Raw genomic sequence first — 24,333 nt, 5'->3', positions numbered from 1 at the left:
GGTTACTTCGCCTCACGCAGGTCGAGTCCGATGTCGAGGATCGGGGAGGAGTGCGTGAGCGCCCCGACGGCGAGGTAGTCGACGCCCGTGTCCGCGTACGCGCGGGCGTTCTCCAGGGTGAGGCGGCCGGAGGATTCGAGCGTCGCGCGGCCGTTCACGAGAGCGACCGCCCCGGCGGTCTGCTCCGGGGTGAAGTTGTCCAGGAGGATCAGGTCGGCGCCGGCCTCCAGGACCTCGGTGACCTGGGCGAGCGTGTCGACCTCGACCTCGATGGGGAGCTCGGGGAACTGTTCGCGTACGCGCGTGAACGCCTCGGCCACGCCGCCCGCCGCGACCACGTGGTTGTCCTTGACGAGCGCCGCGTCCGAGAGGGACATGCGGTGGTTGACGCCGCCGCCGCAGCGGACCGCGAACTTCTCCAGGGCGCGCAGGCCCGGCGTCGTCTTGCGGGTGTCGCGGACCTTGGCGCCCGTGCCGTCGAGAGCGTCCGCCCACGCGCGCGTGGCGGTCGCGATGCCCGACAGGCGGCACAGCAGGTTGAGCGCGCTGCGCTCGCCGGTGAGCAGGTCGCGGGTGCGGGTGGTGACGCTGATCAGCTTCTGCCCGGCCTCGACGCGGTCGCCGTCCTCGACGTGCCGCTCGACCTCGAACTCGTCCGTGCAGACGATGGACAGGACCGCTTCGGCGACGCGCAGGCCCGCGACGGTACCGGCCTCGCGGGCCGTGAAGTCACCGGTCGCGACGGCGTCCTCGGGGACGGTCGCGACGGTGGTGACGTCGGGGCCGTGGGCGAGGTCCTCGGCCAGGGCGACGTTCGCGACGTCCTCGACCTCGATCGGGTCGAGACCCGCCGCGACGAGGAGCTGGGCGAGGTCGGGGTCGAGGCCGCACTCGGCGGTGTCGAGTTCGTACGTCGTCTCCGTCCCGTCGCCTTCGCAGCCGCAGGAGTCGCCGCAGCCGCCGGACGCGGTCGGCAGGAGCGGGGGATTGTCGGGCGTACTCACGGTTACTGCTCCCTCGGGAGGTGTACGGGCGGGAATGAGGCGGATGCGGTGCGGTGCACGGCGAGGGCGCGGCCGGGCATGAGCCGTACGACGAGGTGGCTGCGCCAGGTGTCGTCGTCGCGGTCGGGGTGGTCCTCGCGCCAGTGGCAGCCGCGGGTCTCCTCGCGCGCGCGGGCGGCGGCGACCAGGACGCGCGAGACGAGGAGGAGGTTGGTGGCCTCCCAGGCGTCGACGCCGGGCTCTGTGTCCTTGGTGTCGTGGACGTCGTGGGCGTCGTCGGTGTCGTGGGCGTCGTCGGTGTCGTGGGCGTCGTCGGTGTCGTGGGCGTCGTGGGCGTCGTTCCCTCGGTCCTGGTCCGCTTCGGCGGCCGCGCTGCGGTACAGGGCCTCCAGGGCGTCCGCCGCGTGGTCGAGGCTGGCCGCCGACCGGAGCACTCCCGCGCCCGCCGTCATGATCCGCTGGATCTCGATGCGGGTGGCCGGGTCGAGGAGCGGGCCGGGGGCCTCCTCGCTCCGCACGGCGGGGCCCGGGGCGGGGGCGGCGGGGCGGGCCGCGATGTCCTCGGCGATGCGTTCCGCGAAGACCAGGCCCTCCAGGAGGGAGTTGGACGCGAGCCGGTTCGCACCGTGCACGCCCGTGCAGGCCACCTCGCCGCACGCGTACAGGCCCGGGACCGTCGTACGGCCGTGCAGGTCCGTCCGTACGCCGCCGGACGCGTAGTGGGCCGCCGGGGCGACCGGGATCGGCTCGGTGACCGGGTCGATGCCGTGGGAGCGGCAGGCCGCAAGGATGGTCGGGAAGCGGGTCTCCCACATCTCGGCGCCGAAGTGCCGGGCGTCGAGGTACATGTGCTCGGCGCCCTGCTCGCGCATCCGCCGCATGATGCCCTTGGCGACGATGTCGCGGGGGGCCAGCTCCGCCAGCTCGTGCTGCCCGAGCATGAAGCGCACGCCGTCCGCGTCGACCAGGTGGGCGCCCTCGCCGCGTACCGCCTCGGAGACCAGCGGCTGCTGGCCCTCCGCGTCGGCGCCCAGGAAGAGCACGGTGGGGTGGAACTGGACGAATTCGAGGTCCGAGACCTCCGCGCCGGCGCGCAGGGCGAGCGCGACGCCGTCGCCCGTCGAGACGGACGGGTTGGTGGTGGCCGAGAAGACCTGCCCCATGCCGCCGGTGGCGAGGACGACGGCCGGGGCGCGGACGGCGCCGACGCCGTCGTGCTGGCCCTCGCCCATGACGTGCAGGGTGACGCCCGCCGTGCGCCCGTCGGGGTCCGTCAGCAGGTCCAGGACCAGGGCGTTCTCGATCGTACGGAGGGAGGCGGACCGTACGGCTTCGACGAGCGCCCGGGAGATCTCCGCGCCGGTCGCGTCGCCGCCCGCGTGGGCGATGCGGCGGCGGTGGTGGCCGCCCTCGCGGGTGAGCTGGATGACGCCCGAGTCGGGGTCGGTGTCGAAGAGGGCGCCGGTGTCGATCAGTCGGCGGACGGCGTCGGGGCCCTCGGTGACCAGGGTCCGCACGGCCTCCTCGTCGCACAGGCCCGCGCCCGCGACGAGCGTGTCGTCCAGGTGCTGTTCGGGGGTGTCCCCCTCGCCGAGGGCGGCGGCTATGCCGCCCTGGGCCCAGCGCGTGGAGCCGTCGTCGAGGCGGGCCTTGGTGACGACGACCGTGCGCAGGCCGGCGGCGGTGCAGCGCAGGGCGGCGGTCAGGCCGGCGACACCGGAGCCGACGACCACGACGTCGGCCTCGACGGTCCAGCCGGGGGCGGGGGCCTTCAGCCGTATACCGGTACTGGTGCGGGTCATGCCGAAGCTCCCTGCTCGCTGTCTTCGCCGGCTTCGTGGGCGAAGGTCAGCGGGATGTTGTCGATCAGCCGTGTGGCGCCGACCCTGGCGGCCACGGCGAGGACCGCGTCACCGCGGTAGGTGTCGGGGACCTCGGTGAAGTCGGACGGATCCACCAGGGCGACGTAGTCGAGGATGAGCGGCGGGTCGGAGCGCGTGGCGGTGTCCAGGACGGCGGATGCCGCCGCGCGGACGGCCGCGGGGCCGCTCAGGTCCGCGTGGCCCGCCTGCTCGACGGCGTGCGCGTCGGCTGCCGCCCGGGCCTCGCCGACGGCCGCGAGGGCGGCGGCGCGGGCGGGGTGCGGGCCGCCGAGGGCCGCCGCGCGGGCGTGCAGTGCCTCCTGGGCGGCGAGCCGGTCACGGCCGGCGAACAGCGCGCGGGAGAGGGCGAGCGCGGTGTGGCGCTCGGCGGGCGAGAGGTAGCGGTTGCGGCTGGACAGGGCCAGGCCGTCGTCCTCACGGACCGTCGGCACGCCGACGATCTCGACGGGGAAGTTCAGGTCGCGCGCCATGCGGCGGATCAGGGCGAGCTGCTGGGCGTCCTTCTGCCCGAAGAAGGCGGCGTCGGGCCCCGTCAGGTGCAGCAGCTTCGCGACGACGGTCAGCATGCCGTCGAAGTGGCCGGGACGGGACGCCCCTTCGAGGCGCCCGCCCATCGGTCCGGCGGCGATACGGACCTGCGGCTCGCCGCCCGGGTAGACCTCGTCCACGGACGGTGCGAACACGGCGTCCGCACCGGCCTGTTCCGCGAGGGCCAGGTCGGCGTCCAGGGTGCGGGGATAGCGGTCGAGGTCCTCGCCGGCGCCGAACTGGAGCGGGTTGACGAAGACGGTGACGACGACGAAGCCCTCGGGTCCCACATGCTCCCGCGCGGCGCGGACGAGCGTCGCGTGGCCCTCGTGCAGGGCGCCCATGGTCATGACGACGGCGGTGCGGCCGGGGGCGCCGGCGCGGTCGTGGGCGTACTGGTCGAGGACGTGCTGGAGGTCCTCGCGCGTGGGAACCAGTGCGAAGGTCCCGGCGGTCTCGGCGGTCTCGGCGGTCTCGGGGGTTTCGAAGGTCTCGGAGGTCTCGGAGGTCTCGGGGGTTTCGGGGGTGCCGCTCATCGGTCGTCTCCGTCGGTCCCGTCGGTCCCGGCCCCGTCGGTCCCGGCCCGGTCGGTCCCGGCCCGGTCGGCCAGTACGTCCAGAAGGTCCTCGGCGAGCTCCGGCTTGAGCAGCCCGTGCGCGAGGGCGCGGTCGGCGGTCGTACGGGCCATGGCGAGGTATCCGGCGACGGTCTGCGGTGCGTGCTTGCGCAACTCCGTGACGTGCGCGGCGACCGTTCCCGCGTCGCCGCGCGCGACGGGTCCCGTGAGGGCCGCGTCGCCGGAGCGCAGGGCGTTGTCGAGGGCGGCGCCCAGGAGCGGGCCCAGCATCCGGTCGGGGGCCCCGACGCCTGCCGTACGGAGCAGCTCCATGGACTGGGCGACCAGGGTGACCAGGTGGTTCGCGCCGAGGGCGAGGGCCGCGTGGTAGAGCGGACGCGCCTCTTCCGCGACCCACTCGGGCTCGCCGCCCATCTCGATGACCAGGGCCTCGGCGGCGAGACGCAGCTCCTCGGGCGCGGTGATGCCGAAGGAACAGCCGGCCAGCCGCTGGACGTCCACGGACGTTCCCGTGAACGTCATGGCGGGGTGCAGGGCGAGGGGCAGCGCGCCGGCGCGCAGGGCGGGCGCGAGGACGCCGGTTCCGTACCGCCCCGAGGTGTGCACGATCAGCTGGCCCGGACGGACCGCGCCGGTCTCGGCGAGGCCCTCCACCAGGCCCGGCAGGGCGTCGTCGGGGACGGTCAGCAGGACGAGCTCGGCGCGGGCCAGGACCTCGGCGGGGGTGACGAGCGGGACGTCGGGCAGGAGCGCGGCGGCCCTGCGGACGGACGCGTCCGACACGCCGGAGACGGCGACCGGGCGGTGGCCCGCGAGCCGCAGCGCGGCGGCGAGCGCGGGGCCGACCCGGCCGGCTCCGACTACGCCGACGGTGAGGCGGGCGGGGCGGTCCCTGGCGTCCAGGGGCTCATGTGCTGCGTTTGGTGCGTTCGCGTTCACGCGGGGACGGCCTTCCGTTCCAGTCCGCGGGGGGTACCGGACGATTTCTCGTCATGCTACGCCAGCGTTTCGTCCGATTGCCTCGCTGTCCACAGGCTGTGGGCACGGGTACCGCCGTACGCGGTGATCGGCTGCTGACGGACACCAACGAGCGGGAACAGCGCCGCCGCGGGCTCACCGCGTGGAAGAACTCCGGTCGCGTACTTTCGCGCTCCTCCGCGGAGGCGACGTTCGGCGAGCGGCTGACGGCGCCGGCGGCGGACGCGGGTTCGGCGTACGGCGTACGGCCTGGACGAGTGGACCGACGGGTACGGCGACGGGGTCGTCACCGGGCTGGAGCGGCGCGCCGCCCGGTCCCTGGGGCCGGAAGCCGCTGCGTTCTTCCCGCCGGGGACGATGGCGCAACAGGTCGCGCTGCGGTGCTGGGCTGGGCTGGGCTGGGCGTACGGGCAACACGACGGTGGCGTTGCATCCTTCCCTGAGCTCGTCATGAGCAGGGGAGACCCCACCGCCCGTCCGGAGTGCACGAGGACGGCGCGCTGTCGGTGGTGAGCGGTTTGCGGACCGTCCGCCCGACGCACGCGCCGCGGCTCCCGACGGCGGACGAAGTCCGTTACTCCGGGGAGCCGTTCGGCACGCTTATGCGGGAACTGCCGCTGCGGGACGCCGGTTTCGTACTGCCGTCGCGGGAGGAGCCGGCGGCGGTCGTCGAGGCCGCGCGGGAGCGGGACGCGGTGGTGCACTTCGACGGCGCCCGACTGCGGGAGCGGTCCCCGCACTTCGGGCGTACGCTCCCGGAGATCGCGGAGCCGGCGGACAGCGTGTACGTGTCCTTCTGCACGTCGCCGAACGCGATGTCCGGGGCGGTGCCGGCGGGTCCGGCGTCACTGATCGCGCAGGCGTGCACGTGGTGGCACCGGTACGGGGGCCAGGTCTTCCAGCGGTATCCCGCGGCGCTCCCGGCGCTGCCCGGCCCGGAGCGGGAGCTGCCGCGGCTGCCAAAGTACGCGGCCCCGCGAAGGTGGTGGCCGAGGCGCCGGCGCAGGGGTGCCGGGCGGTGGGTGTGCCGTGGTTCCTGGGGCGTCCCCGGCCGCCGCACACGCACCGGCTCCAGGTGTGGCCGCCCTACCCGGCGAAGGTGCTGACGGAGGCGGCGGTGCGGCAGGCGGCGGAGACGGGGGTGACGCTGTTCCGCCGGTGGTTCGCGGACACGCCGCCGGGACTGCCCGTCACGGAGGTGGCGGGGCCGGGGCCGGGGCCGGGGCCGGAGTGGACGGCCGGTGACGTGGTGACGGCGGTGGCGGACTTCACGGAGCGGCCGGCGTAGCGGCGGGGTGCCCTTCGGGGGCTTTCCCGTGCCCTCGACCGGGGCTCCGGTCCGGGCTCCGGTCCGGGCTCCGGTCCGGGCTCCCGTCCGCAGGGCCCCTCTCGTCACCCACTAGCCGCACGCGCGGGAGGTGCCGGAGCCCACCGGGCGGGTTCGCGTGGTGCGGATGCGGGGGCGGGGGCCGGAGTCGCGGGCGGCCGGGGTGCGGAGCCCGAGCAGGTGCGTCAGGGCGGTCCGGAGCCGGCGGGCCAGGGACGGCCGGCCCTCGACCACCGCGCGGAAGCGCCGGTAGTCGCGGACCTCCCGGACCACCTGCCAGTCGTTGAGACCGGGCGCCGGCGGGACGGGGGCGCCGAGTCGGGTGGCGCGGTAGGCGTCGAGCATGTGCTGCTGGGTGGCGTTCATGTCCCCACCATGCGTACACCGCACCGCGCACCGCGCTCCGTTTGACGACCCCCGTCAATCGGCGGCCGCGCTGTCGGTGGCAGCGGGCACGATGGGCCCATGAGCGTGTCCATCGACATCACCGGCCTGCCGCCCGAGCGCATCGCCTTCGAGACCTCTCCGCTGGCGGAGCTCGGCATGGCCCTGCACGCCCTGTCCGAGCCCGGTCACCACCCGGGGCTGCACGGCTGGGCGACCGCGACCGCCGCCTCCCTGAAGCCGGACCTCGCCGACCGGCTGAGCGAGGCGGACTTCCTGTGGCGCAGCACGTTCTCCGACGTCTTCATGCCGTTCGCCGGTGTGCGGGGCGGTGACGGCAGGACGGGCGCGACACTCAGCGAGGACCTGGACGCGCTGGACCGGCTGGACGACGAGCGGTTCGTCTCCTCGGCACTGGAGTTCACCTGCTCCAGTACGTACGGCACCGGCGGCCCCTCCCCGCTCGTCGACCCGGCGGTGCGCGAGCGGGCACTGGAGCTCGCCGCCGCGCGCGGGCCGAAGCAGACGGACTTCGCGCGGCGGCTGCTGGCCGGTCCCGCGTCCGTACGGGCCTGGCTGCGGCGGCTCTTCGAAGACTGCGACCAGGCGTTCTTCGCCGACACCTGGCGCCGCGCACGGGTCCAACTGGCCGCCGACGCCCGGCACAAGGGCGAGCTGCTGCGCCACAAGGGCCTGGCGGAGGCGCTGCACGCGGTCTCCCCCGCGCTGACCCTGGTGGAGAGCGGCGGCGCGGGCGGGGCCAGGACCCGTATCCACGCCGACAAGCTGGCCGAGGGCCGCACCAGCGCCGTGGAGGCGGCGGTCGGCGCGGGGCTCACCTTCGTCCCGTCCAGCTTCGGCTGGCCGCACCTGTCCGTCCTGCACGCTCCCGGCTGGCGGCCGGTGATCCACTACCCGGTCGGCGCCCCCGAACTGCCGAGCCCGGCATCGGTGGAGCTGCTGAAGCTGCGGATGGAGGCGCTGGCCCACCCGATGCGCATGCGCCTGTGCCGCAATCTGGCCCGCTCCCCGTACACGACGGGTGAGCTCGCCGACTCGCACGGCATCACCGCGCCCGAGGTCTCCCGTCACCTGTCGGTCCTGAAGAGGGCCGGCCTGCTGACGACGCAGCGCCGCGGCCGGTACGTCCTGCACAGCCTGGACCTCCAGGTGGTGTCCCGGCTGAGCAGCGACTTCCTGGAGGGCGTACTGCGCTAGGGCGGGGCGCCGCCCCGGTTATTTGTCGATGTCGCCGACGACGAAGAAGAGCGAACCGAGGATCGCCACCATGTCGGCGACGAGCGTTCCCGGGAGCAGCTCCGTCAGGGCCTGGATGTTGTTGAACGACGCCGAGCGCAGCTTCAGGCGGTACGGCGTCTTCTCGCCCTTCGAGACGAGGTAGTAGCCGTTGATGCCGAGCGGGTTCTCGGTCCAGGCGTAGGTGTGGCCCTCCGGGGCCTTCAGCACCTTCGGCAGCCGCTGGTTGATCGGGCCGGGCGCGAGGTCGGCCATGCGGTCCAGACAGGCGTCCGCCAGGTCCAGGGCGTTGTGCGTCTGGTCGAGGAGGACCTCGAAGCGGGCGAGGCAGTCGCCCTCGGTCCGGGTGGCGACCTTGAGGGTGTCCTGGAGCTCGCCGTAGGCGAGGTACGGCTCGTCGCGCCGGAGGTCGAAGTCGACGCCGGAGGCGCGAGCGATGGGGCCGCTCACTCCGTACGCGTGCACGGCCTCGGGCGACAGCACGCCGACGCCGCGCGTACGGCCGCGGAAGATCTCGTTGCCGAGGACGAGGCTGTCGTACACCTCCATCCGGGACCGGACGTCCGCGACGGCCTCACGGGCCCGGCCGAGCCAGCCCGCCGGCAGGTCCTCCTTGAGGCCGCCGACCCGGTTGAACATGTAATGGATGCGGCCGCCGGAGACCTCCTCCATGACGGCCTGGAGCTCTTCGCGCTCGCGGAAGGCGTAGAAGACGGGGGTGATTCCGCCCAGTTCGAGGGGGTACGACCCGAGGAACATCAGGTGGTTGAGCACCCGGTTCAGCTCGGCGAGGAGCGTGCGGGTCCACACGGCGCGCTCCGGGACCTCCATGCCGAGCATGCGCTCGACGGCCATGACGACGCCCAGCTCGTTGGAGAAGGCGGACAGCCAGTCGTGGCGGTTCGCGAGCATCACGATCTGGCGGTAGTCGCGGGCCTCGAAGAGCTTCTCCGCGCCCCGGTGCATGTAGCCGATGACCGGCTCGGCGTGCTGGATGCGCTCGCCGTCGAGCACGAGTTTGAGGCGGAGGACGCCGTGCGTGGAGGGATGCTGGGGGCCGATGTTGAGCACCATGTCGGTGCTCTCCGCCGCGCCGCCGATGCCGACCGTGGTCTCCGTCATGCGGACAGTATCCCCCCGCCGGGGTCGCCGCGGCCGGGCGGGTGCGGGGGTGTGCGGGCTGTGAAGTGCGGGGGCGCCGGGTGCGGGGCTTCGGGGGCGGTGGCGCTTCGGGGCGTCTCCTCGGGTGCCGAACGCCCGGGTACGGGGATTTCTTCGGAGTGGTCGCGTTCGGCGCCCTGCGGGGAGCGCCCCGGCACGCCCCCTCCCGCCACCGCCGGAGGCTCCGCGGAGCGGTGGCCGCTCACTCGGTCGGTGGGAGCGGCTGGGTCAGCCAGGTGAAGTCGCCCAGACCGCCCCGGGCCGTGAGCTCCGCCGCCTCGCCCGCCCCCGCCAGCGCGCGTACGTACGCCGCCGGGTCCGTGGACGCCAGGGCCAGCGGGGGGCGGCCCGCCGTCACGCCCAGGCGGTGCAGGGCCTCCCGCTGCGACAGCAGCTCCGCGCCCGGCAGCGCGCACGCGTCCAGGGCGACGTGGGAGGTGAGGTCGCAGGTGCCGTCGGGGACCGGGCGTACCTCCCGGCCCGCCCGGAAGCCCGTCAGCGTGCCGAACGGGGGGCGCGCCGTCCGCCCGTGGGCGTAGTCCACCGCGACCGCCAGGCCCGCGTCGAGCGTCGCGACCGCCGCCGCCCACGCCGCGTCGCGCGGGCGGCCGATCTCCGCCCGCAGTCCGGGCCCGCCGCCGCGCGGCAACGGCCACCAGCGCGCGAGCCACTCGGCGTCCGCCCCGGTCACCGGGTCGCCGAGGCGCTCCTCGCCGTCCCGGCGTACGAGGACGTACCGGGCGACACCCGCCGCGTCCGTCTCGGCCACCTCCACCGGGACGTTGTCCAGCCACTCGTTCGCGAACAGCAGCCCGGCCACGCCCGGCGGCGGCTCGGCGAGCCACTCGACGCGGTCGTCCAGGCCGGCCGGGCGGGGCGCGCGTTCCACGGCGTACGCCCTCACGCGCGCCGAAAGCTCCGGCGCCAGCGCCGCGAGCACCGCCGACACCAGCTCGCCCCGGCCCGCCGCGACATCGACCAGCGCCAGCTCCCGCGGGTGGCCGAGCGACGCGTCGACGTCCCCGAGCAGCCGGGCGACCGCTCCCGCGAACAGCGCGGACGCGTGCACCGACGTACGGAAGTGCCCCGAGGGGCCCGGTCCTGCGGGGTGTACGTAGAAACCCCCGGGGCCGTACAGCGCCTGCTCCGCCGCCTCCCGCCACCCATGCCACTCATCCGTCACGACACCAAGTCTCCACCTTGGGGAGTAGGCTCCGGCCCACCGGATCGCTCCTCCGGTTGACCCCTGCACCTCTCCGTTTTCCTTACGCTGGGTTACGTGCAACGCCTCTACGATTTCCTCCGCAGGCACCCGACGAGTGTCGACAGCTTCTGGGCTGTGATGCTCTTCGGGTTCTCCCTGCTGTGGGCCGTCCAGGCGTCCATGGAGACCGCGTCGCGCGTCGCGGCCGTTCCGATCGTCGCGCTGCTCTCCCTCGTGGTGGCCCTGCGCCGCCGCGCGCCGGAGAAGATGCTGCTGCTGACCCTCCTGCTGGGCGTCGCCCAGCTCGTGTTCGACGTGGAGGTCAATCCGGCCGACTGGGCCATGCTCGTCATCGTCTACACCGTCGCCGCGAGCGACGGGCCCCGCTGGGCCTCGCGGGTCGCGCTCGGCGGCGGCCTGGCCGCGGCTCCCCTGGCGCAACTGCGCTGGCCCCCGCCCAACAGCGGCCCGGTCCTCGCGTCGGTCTTCTTCGTGATCGTCATGGCCCTGCCGTTCGCGCTGGCGTGGGTGCTCGGCGACTCGCTGCGGACCCGGCGCGCGTACTTCGCCGAGCTGGAGAAGCGCGCCACGCGCCTGGAGAAGGAGCGCGAGGCGCAGTCGAAGGTGGCCGTCGCCGCCGAGCGGGCCCGTATCGCCCGCGAACTGCACGACGTCGTCGCACACAACGTCTCCGTGATGGTGGTCCAGGCGGACGGCGCGGCGTACGTCCTGGACGCCTCGCCCGCGCAGGCCAGGCAGGCGCTGGAGACCATCTCGACGACCGGGCGCCAGGCGCTCGCCGAGATGCGGCGGCTGCTGGGCGTCCTGCGGACCGGCGAGCCCCAGGAGGGCGGCGAGTACGTGCCGCAGCCCGACGTCGAGCAGATCGAGGACCTCGTGGAGCAGGTGCGGACGGCCGGGCTGACGGTCGACTTCAAGGTCGAGGGCACGCCCCGGCCGCTGCCGAGCGGGGTGGAGCTCACGGCGTACCGCATCGTGCAGGAGGCCCTCACCAACGCGCGCAAGCACGGCGGTCCGGACGTGGGCGCGAGCGTGCGGCTCGTCTACTTCGACGACGGGCTCGGCCTGCTCGTCGAGGACGACGGGCGGGGCGCGACGCACGACCTGTACGAGGACGGCGGCGCTGACGGGCAGGGCCACGGCCTCATCGGCATGCGCGAGCGCGTCGGTATGGTCGGCGGCACGCTCGACGCGGGGCCGCGGCCGGGCGGCGGCTTCCGGATCAGCGCGCTGCTTCCGCTCAAGCCGGCCCACTGAGCCCCTTTCCTGTTCCTCTCCCCCCTGCCTACGCCGACGAAAGGCACCCCACCCCATGTCCATCCGCGTGATGCTCGTAGACGACCAGGTGCTGCTGCGCACCGGTTTCCGGATGGTCCTCGCCGCCCAGCCGGACATGGAGGTCGTCGCCGAGGCCGGCGACGGGGCGGAGGCGATCGAGGTGCTGCGCGCCACGGCGGTGGACGTCGTTCTGATGGACGTACGGATGCCGAAGCTGGACGGGGTCGAGGCGACGCGGCGCATCTGCGCGGATCCCGGGGCGCCGAAGGTCCTCATCCTGACCACCTTCGACCTGGACGAGTACGCGTTCTCCGGGCTGAAGGCGGGGGCCAGCGGCTTCATGCTGAAGGACGTGCCGCCGGCCGAACTGCTGGCCGCCATCCGCTCGGTGCACAGCGGGGACGCGGTCGTCGCGCCGTCGACCACGCGGCGCCTGCTGGACCGCTTCTCGCCGATGCTGCCGAGTTCGGGCAAGGAGACGAAGGCGTCCGACATCGCGCTGGCCCGGCTGACCGACCGTGAGCGCGAGGTGATGCTGCTCGTGGCGCAGGGGCTGTCGAACGGCGAGATCGCGGCCCGGTTGGTGCTCTCGGAGGCCACCGTCAAGACCCATGTCGGCCGCATCCTGGCCAAGCTCAACCTGCGCGACCGCGTCCAGGTCGTGGTCCTGGCGTACGAATCGGGGCTGATCCGCGCGGGTGGCGGAGGCCACGCGTCCGCGTAGGCCCGTTCACGAGATCGCGCTGCGCAGCTCCACCACGTCGAGCTGTTCCGTTTCGTCATGGGCCGTCAGGTCGATGACCTGGCCCACCACCGGGGCCGCCGAGTCCCGGTGCGCAGCCGCCAGGGCCTCCTGGCCGACCACGTCCGCGAGGTCCTCGTCCTGGACTGCTTCGATCGCCGCCTCGGCCGACTTCTGCGACTTCTGCGATTTCTGGGTGCCGAAGAAGTCGAAGCCGCCCTCCACGCGCGAGGCGCGGCGGCGCTGGGCGGCGTACGGCTTGTCCGTGGAGGCGGCCGCGAAGCGGCGCGGGGCGATGGCGGACGACGGGCGCGCGCGGTCCGGAAGGGACACGGCGTCGGTACCGGCGGCCGCCTCGTGCTTCCCCTCCGGCTCCTCCACCCCGCGTCCCCGGCTCTTGTGCCCCTGGGTCTCGCGCCCCTGGCCGGCGGGGCCCCGCTCGTCACGGTCGCGTACTTCGCGCGTCCTCCGGGCCTGCTGGTCCGCCGCGTTGCGCGCGAGCCGGTCCAGCGCCATGGACGCCCGCAGGTACGCGGACGGCGTCGGCGAACTGCCCACCGCGGGCAGGGCCTTCGCGGGGGCCGACATCTCGATCGCCAGCAGTCGCCGGCCTTCCAGCGCGCTGGCCCGCTCGGTCTCCGCGGTCGCGTAGCGCCGCAGCAGGGCGGCGTGCTCGCCGCGCAGGGCGGCCAGCTCGACCCGCTTGCCGCGCAGTTTCACGTCGAGCCTGGCGCGCAGCCGGCGCGACTCCTCCAGGTCCGATTCGAGGTCCGCTATCCGCTCCTCGGTCTTCCACTCGTCGCTGACCCGGGCCCGGGTCAGCTCGGCCACCCGCCGGCCCGCCGCCCGGTCCCAGTCACGCATGAGAACCGCGCCGGTGACCGCCGCGGCCGCGGCCGCGGCCACCAGGCCGCGCAACACCACCGGTTCCGCGAACAACCAGGCGCCGGCGGCGCAGAGTATCGACGCGCCGGCGACCGCCGAAGGCGTAAGGATCTTGTGCAGGGGTGGCGAATGGCGGTGGCGTCCACGTGGCATGGCCTGAAATTTACCGTGCGTACGCGGAAGATGGGGACCCGCCCGGCAATCTGTTCCCGGGCGGTTACCCAATTCCCTGCAGGATCTACTTCTTGATCAGACCCTTCGACTCCAGATACTCCTTCGCCGCGTCGGCGGGCTTCGTCCGGTCGGAGTCGATCTTGCGGTTCAGCTCCACCAGATCATCGGTCGTGAGCACCTTAGTGAGCTTGCCGAGAGCGTCGGCTATCTCCTGCGTTCCGGCGTCCTTCGCATTGACCACCGGCAGTACGTTGTCGGCGTTCTGGAGCTTCTTGTCGTCCTCCAGGAGGACGAGCCCGAAGCTCTCCAGCGTCGCATCGGTCGTCGTGGTCAGCACCAGCTGGTCGGCCCCGTCCTTGACGGCCTGCTTGGACTGCGGGGTGCCCACGCCCTTGGGGTCGACGCCGGTGACGTCAATCCCGTACTCCTTCTTCAGTCCCGGTGCGCAGAAGGGCCGGATCTCGCATTCGTCGCCCGCCGCGATCTTCACCTTCAGCTTGGACTTACCAAGATCGGAAAGGGTCTTGAGGTTGTTCTTCCCGGCGTATTCCTTGCTCACCGCGAAGGCGTTCTGGTCGACGGCCCCGCCGGCCGGCAGCACCTTCAGTCCGCGCGGCTCCGCGAGCTTCTCCAGTGCCTCGACGGTGGCGGTCACATCGCTGGACGCGACCGGATTCTTCTCCGGCGCCTCGGGGCCGTTCACCTTCGCGTTGAGAAATTCGGCAAGCGTAGCGGCGTATTCCGGTACGACGTCGATCTCGCCCTTCTCCAGGGCGGGTGCGTACAGTTCGCGGTTCTCCACGGTCTTGACGGAGGTGCCGTATCCGGCGTCGGAGAGAAGCTGCGCGTACAGCTCGGCCAGCACCTTGGACTCGGTGAAGCCGGCCGAACCCACCACCAGCGACCCCTTCTTTCCGGCCGCACCGGCCTCGGTCGCACCACCGGTCCCGCCCTCCTCCAGGTTCTTGCCGCCGCATGCCGCCAGCCCGCCGGCCAGCGCGATCACGGCCACTACCGCACCCGCTGTGCGCGAGGTCCTGCTCATGACGTTCACCATCCAAGAGAAGAAGTAGGGAAACCAACCGGAGAGTCCGTCAGGCGGCCGGCCGGTCCGCGCCGCGCCGCCGCATCGGGTCGAGCAGCCGGTCCGCCGCCACCAGCACTCCCTCGACCAGGAGCGCGAGGACGGCGACGAGCAGCGCGCCCGCCACCACCTGCGGCGTGTTGTACGTGTTGAAGCCGGCCGTGATGATCCGGCCGAGGCCGCCCTCGCCCGCCATCGCGGCGAGCGTGGCCGTGGCGACCACCTGGACGGCCGCCGACCTGAGCCCGGTCATGACCAGCGGGTACGCGAGGGGCAGCTCGACCCGTACGAACAACTGCCACCCCGACATGCCCATCCCGCGCGCGGCCTCCACCACCGCCCGGTCCACCTCCCGCATGCCGATGTACGCGTTGGTCAGCAACGGCGGTACGGCGAACAGCACCAGCGCGATGATCGTCGGCAGGTCGCCCTGCCTGCCCAGCGGGGTGAGCGTCAGCAGGACCAGCACCGCGAGGGTGGGGACCGCCCGCCCCGCGTTGGAGAGGTTGACGGCGAGCGCGCCGCCCCGGCCCACGTGCCCGAGCCAGAGCGCCACCGGCAGCGCGATCAGGCAGGACAGCAGCAGGCACACGCCGCTGAAGTACAGGTGCTCGCCGAGCCGGTTCCAGATCCCGCTCTCGCCCTGCCAGTTGGCACCGGCCGCCAGCCAGGCGAAGGCTTCCCCGATCGCTCCCATGGATCAGCCGGCCTTCGTGGCAGAGGCGGGTACAGAGGTGGTGCGGGCGGTACGTATGCGCGGTGTGCGCGGCCGGGTCCAGGGCGTCAGCAGTCTCTGCAGCCCGAGCAGCAGCAGGTCCGCCGCCACCGCCAGCAGCACACAGATCACCGAGGCGGCGAGCACCTGTGCCTTGAAGAGGGAGTCGAGGCCGTCCACGATCAGCGTCCCCAGACCGCCGTATCCCACGATCGCGCCGACCGTCGTCAGGGCGACCGTCGAAACGGTCGCGATCCGCACCCCGGCGAGCAGGGCCGGGAGCGCCAGCGGCAGTTCGACCTCCCACAGCAGCCGCCCGCGGCCGTACCCCATCCCCAGCGCGGCCTCCCGCACCTCCGCCGGCACCGCTTCGAGCCCGGCCAGGATGTTGCGCACGAGGACGGTGAGCGAATAGAGGACAAGGCCCGTGACCACCACGGCCGCCGAAAGCCCGAACACCGGCAGCAGCAGCGAGAACATCGCCAGCGAGGGGACCGTGTAGAGCACGGTCGTGAGGCCGAGGACCGGCCCCGCGAACCGGGACCGGCGTCCGTCCCGGCCCCGCGCGAGCAGGGCCAGCGGGAAGGCGATCAGCAGGCCGATCAGCACGGAGACCAGCGTGATCCAGACATGCTGGACGGTCGCGTCGGTCAACTCCTGGCTCCGGGAGCGGACGTACTCCCCGCAGATCCAGTCGTTCGCCGTCAGGCAGCTCCGGCCGCTCATGCCGCCCCGCCTCCCCCCGAGATCCCGAACTTGTGTCTGACGACCCTATCCCCGGCCACTGACAGCCACCGGAATCCGTCACCTTCCCGCACCATGGTCGTGACACCGGACCGGCCACAATGGGGAGTCATGATCCGTTTCGAGCACGTCACCAAGCGGTACGCCGACGGCACCACCGCCGTCGACGACCTCTCCTTCGAGGTCGCCGAGGGGGAACTGGTCACGCTCGTCGGTCCTTCCGGCTGCGGCAAGACCACCACCATGAAGATGGTGAACCGGCTGACAGAGCCGACCGGCGGCCGGATATTCCTCGACGGGGACGACATCTCCACCATCGACCCGGTGCGGCTGCGCCGCCGCATCGGCTACGTCATCCAGCAGGTCGGCCTCTTCCCCCACAAGACGGTTCTGGACAACACCGCGACCGTGCCCCATCTCCTCGGCGTCAAACGCGCCAAGGCCCGCGAGCGCGCCGCCGAACTCCTCGACCTGGTCGGCCTCGACCCGTCCGTCCACGGCCACCGCTACCCCGACCAGCTCTCCGGCGGCCAGCGCCAACGCGTCGGCGTGGCCAGGGCCCTGGCGGCCGACCCGCCCGTACTCCTGATGGACGAGCCCTTCGGCGCGGTCGACCCGGTGGTCCGCGAGCACCTCCAGAGCGAGTTCCTGCGGCTCCAGTCCCAGGTGCGCAAGACCGTCCTCTTCGTCACCCACGACATCGAGGAGGCCGTCCGGCTCGGCGACCGCATCGCCGTCTACGGGCAGGGCAGGATCGAGCAGTTCGACGCCCCGGCCGCCGTCCTCGGAGCGCCCGCCACCCCGTACGTCGCGGATTTCGTCGGCGCGGACCGCGGCCTCAAGCGCCTCTCCGTCACGCCCGTCGAGCCGGGCGACCTGGAGCAGCCGCCGGTCGTCCACCTCGACGACCCGGTCGGGAAGGCTGCCGCCGAGCTGGCCTCCAGGGGCGCCCGGTGGGCCGTCGTCCTCGACAGCGCCGACGATCTGCACGGCTGGATCTCCGCCGAACAGGCACGGACGGCCACCGGGACCGTACGTGAACACGCCCGCCGCATGGAGGCGTGGCTGCCCGTCGGCGCCTCCCTCAAGCAGGCCTTCTCCACGATGCTCCAGCACGACGCGGGGTGGATCGCCGTCGTCGACGAGGAGGGCGCGGGACGCTTCCTCGGTGTGCTCACCCCGGCCCGTCTCCACGAGGCGCTGCGCCGTTCCATCGACGCGGACGCACAGGCCGTTCCCCGTACGGCGGTGGAGGTGGAGTCCGTCGGCCGAGGCTGAACCACCGGCTCGTCCCCCGGCTCAGCCGTCGGCTCGTCCACCGGTTCGTCCACCGGCTTTCCGGCTGAGGATTTTCCGCGCGCGAGTGAACCCGCCTCCCGGATGCGCCGTCCTAGAGGGCGCAAATTGTCCGGATGCCTCGGCCACGGACAGACGATCTCTCGCGGAGCCACGGGAAGCGATGTCTATCAGCCTGGACGGCGACAACTCAGGGGCGGTTCCGGACCGAGCACGGCGGACACGGCGGACACGGCGGTTCCTGCCGATACGGCGGATTCTGCGGGGCCCGCGTCCCGAGCGGGTGCCTTTCCTGGTCGGTACGGCCTGCGCGGCCGTGGGCATCCTCGACATCGCCGCCGGCGTCTTCCCGCGCTTTCGGCACAGCAGGACGCACACCGTCGCCGAGGTGCTGCCCGGGGCGCTCGGTCCGTTCGCGGCCGCTCTCGCGATCGGCGCGGGCGTACTGCTGTTACTTCTCGCGCACGGCCTCAAGCGCCACAAACGCCGTGCGTGGCGGGCCGCCGTGGTCCTGCTGCCCGCCGGGGCGGCGGCGCAGTTCACGTACCGGCACTCGGTCATCGGCGTGCTGCTCCCGGTGGCGCTGCTGGTCCTCCTGGGGCGCCACCGCGGCGAGTTCGCGGCCCTGCCCGATCCGCGCAGCCGCTGGAAGGCGCTCGCCAACTTCGTTCTCCTGGGCGCCGGTTCGCTCGTCATCGGCCTGGTCGTCGTCAGCTCGCACCCGGCGGATGTCGTCGGAGACCCGAGTGTGGCGGAGCGTCTGGAGCACGTCCTGTACGGGCTCTTCGGCTTCGAGGGCCCCGTCGGCTACACGGGCGGAATCTCCTCGACCGTCGGCTACTCGCTCGGCGCCCTGGGCCTGCTCACCGCCGTCACCACCGTCTACCTGGCCCTGCGGCCCCAGCAGCCGGCGGCCCGTCTCACCGCCGACGAGGAGCAGCGGCTGCGCGCCCTGCTGGCCCGGTACGGCGGCCGCGACTTTCCGGGCCACTTCGCACCGCGCCACGACCGGGCCGTCGTCTTCTCCCCCAGCGGCAAGGCCGCCGTCACCTACCGCGTCACCTCCGGCGTGATGCTCGCCGACGGCGACCCGATCGGCGACGTGGAGGCATGGCCGGGCGCCATCGAACGCTTCCTGGACGAGGCCAGGGCCCACTCCTGGACCCCCGCCGTGAGGGGCTGCAGCGCGATCGGCGGTCAGGTGTGGGTCCGCGAGAGCGGGCTCGACGCGCTGGAGCCCGGGGACGAAGCGGTGGTGCACGTGCCGGGTCTCTCCCTGGCCGGGCGCGCCGCGCGCACCGTACGCCGGATGGCCCGGCGCATCGGACAGGGCGGTTGCGAGACCCGCGTGCACCGCGTCCGTGACCTCGGCGACACCGGGCCGGAGGGCATCGGGCGGGCCGCCGCCGACCGGCGCGGCCCGGACACCGCGCGCGGTGCCCCCATGGTGCCCGGCCCCGCCGGGGAGCCCGGCACGGGGCCGGTGCCGGTGCCGCGCCCGAGCGCGCACCTCGCACGGGCGCGGGCCGGTGATCACGAGCGGCCGGACGGCCTGCCCGTCACGGCGCTCAGCCGACGCTGATCGCGATCTTGCCGCGGGTGTGGCCTTCCCTGCTCAGCCGCAGGGCCTCGGCCGCCTTCTCCAGCGGGAAGACCGCGGCCACCTCGACGGTCAGCGCGCCGCGCTCGGCCAGCTCCGTCAGCGCCGTCAGATCGGCGGTGTCGGGGCGTACGAAGAGGTAGGTGCCGCCGAGGCCGGTGACCGCGCCGTCCGCGACGGAGACCAGCCGGCCGCCGGGGGCGAGCAGCTCCGGCGAGAGCTTGAGCGCGTCGCCGCCGACGAGGTCGAGCACGGCGTCGACGCCTTCGGGTGCGAGCGCCCGGACACGGCCGGCCAGCCCTTCGCCGTACGTCACCGGGAGGGCGCCCAGGGACCGCAGGTAGTCGTGGTTGCGCTCGCTCGCCGTGCCGATGACCCGCACGCCGAAGGCGCGCGCGATCTGCACCGCGAGCGAACCGACGCCGCCCGCCGCCGCGTGCACCAGCAGCGTGTCCCCTTCGCCCGCCTCGAGGTGGCGGACGAGGGCCTGGTACGCGGTGAGGCCGGCCAGGGGCAGCCCCGCGGCCTCCTCGAAGGAGAGGTTCGCCGGCTTGCGTGCCAGCGTGCGCACGGGCGCGGCGACGTACTCGGCGAAGGTGCCGCGGGAGACGAAGTCCTCGCGCACGTACCCGATGACCTCGTCGCCCGGCCCGTACTCGGTCACTCCGGCGCCCGCCCGCTCGACGACGCCCGCGACGTCCCAGCCGGGGACGACGGGGAAGACCGCGGCCAGCGCGGAGTCGAGGTGACCGGCCTGGACCTTCCAGTCGACGGGATTGACCGCGGCGGCCCTGACCCGGACCAGTACGGAGTCGGGGCCGAGCCTGGGCTCGGGCACGTCGCCGAACTCGAGGTCGTCCGGGGTGCCGTAGTGACGGTAGGTGATGGCCTTCATGGTGCTGCTCCTGAGACAAGCGCGAAGAAATTACTTGAGATACTCAACTAATAACCGCACGGTAGACCTCAATGCTTGAGAACGTCAAGTTTCGGGCGATAGGCTGCCCCCATGGCAGAGACAATCCGGACGACTCCCACCAGGGCCCAGCTCATGGAACGGATCGCCGAGGCCTTCAGCGGCTACTACGGCGACTTCTCCCTGGCCGCCGCCGAGGCGGGCCTCACCGCCAGCCAGGCCAAGACCCTCGGCGTGCTGCGCGCGGCCCCCGCCTCGATGCGCGCCCTCGCCACCACCCTGGCCTGCGACGCCTCCAACATCACCGGAATCGTCGACCGGCTGGAGAAGCGCGATCTCGTACGCCGCGAGGTCAGCCCCACCGACCGCCGCGTCAAGAACGTCGTCCTCACCCCCGCGGGCGAGGAGACAGTCGACGCCATCCGGGCCCGCATGCACACCACCCATGCCGCCCTCGACGCCCTCGACGACTCCGGCCGCGCCATCCTCCACGACCTCCTCGGGCGCGTCTTCTGCGGTGCGCGCGGTCCGGGCACCAGCGCCTGACGCCTACGCTGGACGCATGAGTACGTTGCGCACGCGTGGCCGGGTCGAGGGTCTGCCGGAGTGGGACCGCTGTGCGGTGATGGGGGTCGTCAATGTGACGCCCGACTCCTTCTCCGACGGCGGCCGCTGGTTCGACACGACCGCCGCGGTCAAGCGCGGCCTGACCCTCGCCGCCGAGGGCGCCGACCTGATCGACGTCGGCGGCGAGTCGACCCGCCCCGGCGCCTCCCGCGTCGACGCGGACGAGGAGCTGAAGCGGGTGATCCCCGTGGTGCGCGGCCTCGCCTCCGAGGGCGTCACCGTCTCCGTGGACACCATGCGCGCCGCCGTCGCCGAACAGGCGGTCGCGGCGGGCGCGGTCCTGGTCAACGACGTCAGCGGCGGTCTGGCCGACCCCGCCATGATCCCGGCGGTCGCGGCGGCCGGAGCGCCCTTCGTCGTCATGCACTGGCGAGGCTTCAGCGAGCAGATGAACAGCCGGGCGGTCTACGCCGACGTGGTCGGCGAGGTCGTGTCCGAGCTGCACGCGCGCGTGGAGGCCGTGATCGCGGGCGGCATCGCCCCCGAGCGCATCGTCGTCGACCCGGGCCTGGGCTTCGCCAAGCAGGCCGAACACGACCTGGCCCTGGTCGCCCACCTCGCGGACCTGCGCGCCCTGGGCCGCCCCCTCCTGGTCGCCGCCTCCCGCAAGCGGTTCCTCGGCCGCGTACTGGCGGCCGAGGCCGGCGAGGGAGCCGCACCGCCGCCCGCCCGCGAACGGGACGCGGCCACCGCCGCCGTCTCCGCCATCGCCGCCCACGAGGGCGCCTGGGCGGTGCGCGTCCACGAGGTACGGGCGACCGCCGACGCCGTACGGGTCGCCCGGGCCGTAGAGGGAGCCCGGTGAGCCCCACCCCCACGGACGTCGAGCAGGTCGAACTGGCCAACACCGCGTTCTACGAGGCCGTGGAGCGCGGTGACTTCGAGGAGCTGTCGACGCTCTGGCTGGAGGACGAGGTCTCCTGCGTCCACCCGGGCTGGCCGGTGCTGACGGGACGCGGCGAGGTGCTCCGCTCGTACGCCCTGATCATGGCCAACACGGAGTACATCCAGTTCTTCCTCACGGACGTGAAGGTGACGGTGCTGGCCGACACCGCGGTGGTGACCTGCACCGAGAACACGCTCAGCGGCGGCCCGGCCGAGGAGGCCGGCGAGCTGGGCCCGCTGGTCGGCCAGCTGATCGTGGCCACCAATGTGTTCCGGCGCACCCAGGAGGGCTGGAAGCTGTGGTCGCACCACGGGTCTCCCGTTCTGGCCGAAACCGATGACGAAGAGGACGACGAGACACCCGCCTGAGTGGGTAGGGGCCTGTGGAAGGTTGGCGTCCGGACTCCCTGGGTAGGGGCGGCTACCAGCCGGACGAGCTTCTGTCCATAGCCCCCGTGGGCGGCCGCTGTCAGTACTCGCAGGTAGATTCGGGCGAGGGTGGCAGGCCGACCGCACTCGGCAGGTGCCCTTGTTCTCTACGACAGCAGGAGTGATTCGCGTGGATCGTGTCGCGCTGCGCGGCCTCAAGGCCCGTGGGCACCACGGCGTGTTCCCCCGGGAGCGCGAGGAAGGCCAGACCTTCATCGTCGACCTGGTGCTCGGTCTCGACACCCGCCCCGCGGCGGCCGACGACGACCTGGCGAAGACCGTGCACTACGGCGTCGTGGCGGAGGAGGTCGTGGAAGTCGTCCAGGGCGAACCGGTCGACCTGATCGAGACGCTCGCCGAGCGGATCGCCCAGCAGTGCCTCAAGCACGACGGCGTGGAGGAGGTCGAGGTCTGCCTCCACAAGCCGGACGCCCCGATCACGGTCCCCTTCGACGACGTGACCATCACCATCACCCGGAGCCGAGTATGAACCGCACACCGAGTGACCCCACCGTGCAGCCGGTACCCGCCTCCGTGGTGGAGCAGGTGGACGCCGCGGACATCACGTTGTCCAACCCGAAACGGGCCGTGATCTCCCTCGGCTCGAACCTGGGCAACCGCCTGGAGACCATCCAGGGCGCGATCGACGCCCTGGAGGACACTCCGGGCCTGCGGGTCAAGGCCGTCTCCCCGGTGTACGAGACGGAGCCCTGGGGCGTCGACCCCGGCACCCAGCCGTCGTACTTCAACGCGGTGGTCGTCATCAAGACCACCCTGCCGCCGTCCTCCCTGCTGGAGCGCGGCCAGGCCATCGAGGAAGCCTTCGACCGGGTCAGGGAGGAGCGCTGGGGTCCGCGCACGATCGACGTGGACATCGTGGCGTACGCCGACGTGGTCTCCGAGGACCCGGCCCTCACCCTCCCCCACCCCCGCGCCCACGAGCGGGCCTTCGTGCTCGCCCCGTGGCACGACGTGGACCCCGAGGCCCGGCTGCCCGGCCGCGGCCCCGTCGGGGAGCTGCTCGACGGCGTCGGCGCGGGCGGCGTACTCCCCCGCCCCGACCTGGAACTCCGCCTGCCGGAGTAGTCGTTAGGCTGACGGACCGGTGACGGGCCGGCAGTGGCCGTGACCTGATGATCGTGACTGGATGATCCTGACCGCATGTGAGGGGCGCTCTCGGTGAAGCAACTTCGGCTCGGGCTGCTGGCCGGTCTCTTCGCCGCGGCAGGAGTCCTGTCCTGGGGCGGCGCCCGGCTCTGGGACACGGTCGGCACACTGCCGAGCGTGCCGCTCGCGGCGCCCGTCGTGCTGGCCGTGATCGCCGTCGTCCTCCTGGCGACCGCCCTCTCGATCCGTTCCCGGCTGCGCGCCCAGCGTGAGCGCCGGCCGGGCGCGAAGGGCGTGGAGCCGCTGATGGCGGCCCGCGCGGTGGTGTTCGGCCAGGCGAGCGCGCTCGTCGCGTCCCTGGTCTGCGGAATGTACGGCGGCGTGGGCGTCTTCCTGCTGATGGACAGCCTCGACGTCCCCGCCCGCCGGGACCAGGCCATCTACGCGGGCCTGTCCGTCCTGGCGGGCGCGGGCGTCGTCGCGGCGGCGTTCTTCCTGGAGCGGGTCTGCAAGCTCCCCGACGACGAGGACAAGGGCACCGCCCCGGCGGTCTGAGCCCTTCCGGGCCGCCTCGGGGAGGGGCGCTCGGAAGCGTCCTTCGGGCTTCCCGCAGGCGCCGTACAGCAGCGTGCCGCCCTCGACGCGGGTCCGCGCGAGGATCGCGTCCAGCCGCTCCAGTACGCCGTCGGGCAGCTCCACCCGCGCGGCCGCCAGGTTCTCCTGGATGTGGGCGGGCGAGAGGACCATCGCGCCGAAGCCGAGTGCGGACACGTCCAGACCGCCCAGGCGGCGTATGCGCAGAAGATTTTCAGCCATGCTCCCGCTGCTTGCACCACACCGCTTCCGGCAGGGGGAGTCGGCCGGATATCAACGGGCCATGATCAGGCTCATCGCCTCGTTGCGCGTCGCCGCGTCCCTGAGCTGGCCGCGCACCGCGGAGGTGATGGTCTTCGCGCCGGGCTTGCGGATGCCGCGCATCGACATGCACATGTGCTCGCACTCGATGACCACGATCACACCGCGCGGCTCCAGGATCTCCATCAGGGAGTCGGCGACCTGGGTGGTGAGCCGCTCCTGCACCTGCGGGCGGCGGGCGAAGACGTCGACCAGCCGCGCCAGCTTCGACAGGCCGGTGATCTTGCCGGTGGCCGCCGGGATGTACCCGACGTGGGCGACCCCGCGGAACGGGACCAGATGGTGTTCACACGTACTGAACACCTCGATGTCCTTGACCAGGATCATCTCGTCGTGGCCCAGGTCGAACGTCGTCGTCAGCACGTCCTCGGGCTTCTGCCACAGACCGGCGAATATCTCCCGGTACGCCCGCGCCACGCGCCCCGGCGTGGCCAGCAGCCCTTCCCGGTCCGGGTCCTCCCCGACCGCGATGAGGAGCTCACGTACGGCGTCCTCGGCCCGCTTCTCGTCGAACTCGCCGATGGTGCCTTCGCCGTCCAACGTCACCGGGTCGGTCATCTGTGCCTCGTTCCTGTGCTTTCACATGCCGCAAACGTGCAGGCGTACGAAAACGCC

General features: G+C 73.0%; 23 protein-coding genes and 2 pseudogenes. 12 read left to right on the top strand and 13 right to left on the bottom strand.

All coding sequences use genetic code 11. The features are described 5' to 3' along the window. Positions 1–2 precede the first annotated feature (2 nt). From nadC to ACWDZ4_RS23045, 4 genes are read right to left on the bottom strand one after another with little or no spacing between them, the layout of a single operon-like run. A complete protein-coding gene (gene nadC, locus ACWDZ4_RS23060) occupies positions 3–1,004 on the bottom strand; it encodes a carboxylating nicotinate-nucleotide diphosphorylase (protein ID WP_451510285.1) in 1,002 nt (333 codons plus the stop codon). Between the two features lie 2 nt (positions 1,005–1,006). Continuing rightward, complete coding sequence (locus tag ACWDZ4_RS23055; protein ID WP_451510284.1) at positions 1,007–2,806, bottom strand: L-aspartate oxidase; 1,800 nt, start codon at positions 2,804–2,806, stop codon at positions 1,007–1,009. Further along, on the bottom strand, positions 2,803–3,951 hold the full coding sequence (gene panC, locus ACWDZ4_RS23050) for a pantoate--beta-alanine ligase (protein WP_451510283.1): 1,149 nt from the start codon (positions 3,949–3,951) through the stop codon (positions 2,803–2,805). The genes ACWDZ4_RS23055 and panC overlap by 4 nt, the downstream gene beginning before the upstream one ends. Beyond that, positions 3,948–4,931, bottom strand: coding sequence for a Rossmann-like and DUF2520 domain-containing protein (locus tag ACWDZ4_RS23045; RefSeq protein ID WP_451510282.1), 984 nt, complete (start codon positions 4,929–4,931; stop codon positions 3,948–3,950). Before ACWDZ4_RS23045 ends, panC begins: the two co-directional genes overlap by 4 nt. A 134-nt stretch (positions 4,932–5,065) precedes the next feature. Between ACWDZ4_RS23045 and ACWDZ4_RS23040 the strand changes: the two are divergent. Further along, positions 5,066–6,258: pseudogene (locus ACWDZ4_RS23040) on the top strand (beta-eliminating lyase-related protein). A gap of 111 nt (positions 6,259–6,369) precedes the next feature. Here ACWDZ4_RS23040 and ACWDZ4_RS23035 read toward each other — a convergent pair. Further along, complete coding sequence (locus ACWDZ4_RS23035; RefSeq protein ID WP_451510281.1) at positions 6,370–6,663, bottom strand: hypothetical protein; 294 nt, start codon at positions 6,661–6,663, stop codon at positions 6,370–6,372. Between the two features lie 105 nt (positions 6,664–6,768). Between ACWDZ4_RS23035 and ACWDZ4_RS23030 the strand changes: the two genes are divergently transcribed. After that, a complete protein-coding gene (locus tag ACWDZ4_RS23030) occupies positions 6,769–7,899 on the top strand; it encodes a DUF5937 family protein (RefSeq protein ID WP_451510314.1) in 1,131 nt (376 codons plus the stop codon). Positions 7,900–7,917: 18 nt separating this feature from the next. Here the strand turns inward: ACWDZ4_RS23030 and ACWDZ4_RS23025 are convergent, their stop codons facing one another. Both ACWDZ4_RS23025 and ACWDZ4_RS23020 read right to left on the bottom strand, forming a co-directional pair. After that, positions 7,918–9,060: an NADH-quinone oxidoreductase subunit D gene (locus ACWDZ4_RS23025; RefSeq protein WP_451510280.1), complete on the bottom strand. Its 1,143-nt coding sequence runs from the start codon at positions 9,058–9,060 to the stop codon at positions 7,918–7,920. A gap of 241 nt (positions 9,061–9,301) precedes the next feature. Next, positions 9,302–10,282, bottom strand: coding sequence for an SAM-dependent methyltransferase (locus tag ACWDZ4_RS23020; RefSeq protein ID WP_451510279.1), 981 nt, complete (start codon positions 10,280–10,282; stop codon positions 9,302–9,304). A 96-nt stretch (positions 10,283–10,378) separates the two neighbouring features. On the opposite strand from ACWDZ4_RS23020, the gene ACWDZ4_RS23015 reads away from it, so the two are divergent. Beyond that, positions 10,379–11,581, top strand: a complete 1,203-nt coding sequence (locus ACWDZ4_RS23015; protein WP_451510278.1) for a sensor histidine kinase — start codon at positions 10,379–10,381, stop codon at positions 11,579–11,581. Positions 11,582–11,636: 55 nt separating this feature from the next. Next, positions 11,637–12,326, top strand: coding sequence for a response regulator (locus tag ACWDZ4_RS23010; RefSeq protein WP_451510277.1), 690 nt, complete (start codon positions 11,637–11,639; stop codon positions 12,324–12,326). A gap of 6 nt (positions 12,327–12,332) precedes the next feature. Here the strand turns inward: ACWDZ4_RS23010 and ACWDZ4_RS23005 are convergent, their stop codons facing one another. From ACWDZ4_RS23005 to ACWDZ4_RS22990, 4 genes are all read right to left on the bottom strand, one after another. After that, complete coding sequence (locus ACWDZ4_RS23005; RefSeq protein WP_451510276.1) at positions 12,333–13,382, bottom strand: hypothetical protein; 1,050 nt, start codon at positions 13,380–13,382, stop codon at positions 12,333–12,335. A gap of 85 nt (positions 13,383–13,467) precedes the next feature. Beyond that, complete coding sequence (locus ACWDZ4_RS23000; RefSeq protein ID WP_451510275.1) at positions 13,468–14,448, bottom strand: ABC transporter substrate-binding protein; 981 nt, start codon at positions 14,446–14,448, stop codon at positions 13,468–13,470. A gap of 49 nt (positions 14,449–14,497) precedes the next feature. Next, positions 14,498–15,184: an ABC transporter permease gene (locus tag ACWDZ4_RS22995; protein ID WP_451510274.1), complete on the bottom strand. Its 687-nt coding sequence runs from the start codon at positions 15,182–15,184 to the stop codon at positions 14,498–14,500. Between the two features lie 3 nt (positions 15,185–15,187). Continuing rightward, complete coding sequence (locus ACWDZ4_RS22990) at positions 15,188–15,928, bottom strand: ABC transporter permease (RefSeq protein WP_451510273.1); 741 nt, start codon at positions 15,926–15,928, stop codon at positions 15,188–15,190. 129 nt (positions 15,929–16,057) lie between these two features. Here ACWDZ4_RS22990 and ACWDZ4_RS22985 point away from each other — a divergent pair, with 129 nt between their 5' ends. Further along, positions 16,058–17,224 (top strand): ABC transporter ATP-binding protein, encoded by a 1,167-nt coding sequence (locus tag ACWDZ4_RS22985; protein ID WP_451510272.1) that lies wholly within the window; start codon positions 16,058–16,060, stop codon positions 17,222–17,224. Positions 17,225–17,405: 181 nt separating this feature from the next. Then, positions 17,406–18,722 (top strand): annotated as a pseudogene (locus tag ACWDZ4_RS22980) (phosphatidylglycerol lysyltransferase domain-containing protein); the annotation flags it as partial. An 88-nt stretch (positions 18,723–18,810) separates the two neighbouring features. Here ACWDZ4_RS22980 and ACWDZ4_RS22975 read toward each other — a convergent pair. Then, positions 18,811–19,737 (bottom strand): NADP-dependent oxidoreductase, encoded by a 927-nt coding sequence (locus tag ACWDZ4_RS22975; protein ID WP_451510271.1) that lies wholly within the window; start codon positions 19,735–19,737, stop codon positions 18,811–18,813. Positions 19,738–19,848: 111 nt separating this feature from the next. On the opposite strand from ACWDZ4_RS22975, the gene ACWDZ4_RS22970 reads away from it, so the two are divergent. The 6 genes from ACWDZ4_RS22970 to ACWDZ4_RS22945 all read left to right on the top strand — a co-directional run bounded on the left by ACWDZ4_RS22970 (position 19,849) and on the right by ACWDZ4_RS22945 (position 23,358). Beyond that, positions 19,849–20,301, top strand: a complete 453-nt coding sequence (locus ACWDZ4_RS22970; protein WP_451510270.1) for a MarR family winged helix-turn-helix transcriptional regulator — start codon at positions 19,849–19,851, stop codon at positions 20,299–20,301. Positions 20,302–20,317: 16 nt separating this feature from the next. Beyond that, positions 20,318–21,187: a dihydropteroate synthase gene (gene folP / locus ACWDZ4_RS22965; RefSeq protein WP_451510269.1), complete on the top strand. Its 870-nt coding sequence runs from the start codon at positions 20,318–20,320 to the stop codon at positions 21,185–21,187. Beyond that, the gene (locus tag ACWDZ4_RS22960) at positions 21,184–21,636 is read left to right on the top strand and encodes a nuclear transport factor 2 family protein (RefSeq protein WP_451510268.1); all 453 of its coding nucleotides are present in this window, start codon (positions 21,184–21,186) and stop codon (positions 21,634–21,636) included. Before folP ends, ACWDZ4_RS22960 begins: the two co-directional genes overlap by 4 nt. Positions 21,637–21,826: 190 nt before the next feature. Further along, complete coding sequence (gene folB / locus ACWDZ4_RS22955; RefSeq protein ID WP_451510267.1) at positions 21,827–22,186, top strand: dihydroneopterin aldolase; 360 nt, start codon at positions 21,827–21,829, stop codon at positions 22,184–22,186. Further along, positions 22,183–22,782 carry a 2-amino-4-hydroxy-6-hydroxymethyldihydropteridine diphosphokinase gene (folK, locus tag ACWDZ4_RS22950; protein ID WP_451510266.1) on the top strand — a complete coding sequence of 200 codons (600 nt, stop codon included), beginning with the start codon at positions 22,183–22,185 and terminating at the stop codon, positions 22,780–22,782. Before folB ends, folK begins: the two co-directional genes overlap by 4 nt. Positions 22,783–22,875: 93 nt before the next feature. Continuing rightward, positions 22,876–23,358: a DUF3180 domain-containing protein gene (locus ACWDZ4_RS22945; protein WP_451510265.1), complete on the top strand. Its 483-nt coding sequence runs from the start codon at positions 22,876–22,878 to the stop codon at positions 23,356–23,358. A 312-nt stretch (positions 23,359–23,670) separates the two neighbouring features. Here the strand turns inward: ACWDZ4_RS22945 and folE are convergent, their stop codons facing one another. Next, entirely contained in the window at positions 23,671–24,276 is a 606-nt protein-coding gene (folE, locus tag ACWDZ4_RS22940; RefSeq protein ID WP_451510264.1) for a GTP cyclohydrolase I FolE, read from the bottom strand. Between the last annotated feature and the right edge of the window lie 57 nt (positions 24,277–24,333).

The sequence above is a fragment of the Streptomyces sp. NPDC003016 genome, from assembly GCF_053591455.1.
This window is presented reverse-complemented; position numbering and strand designations above follow the sequence as displayed.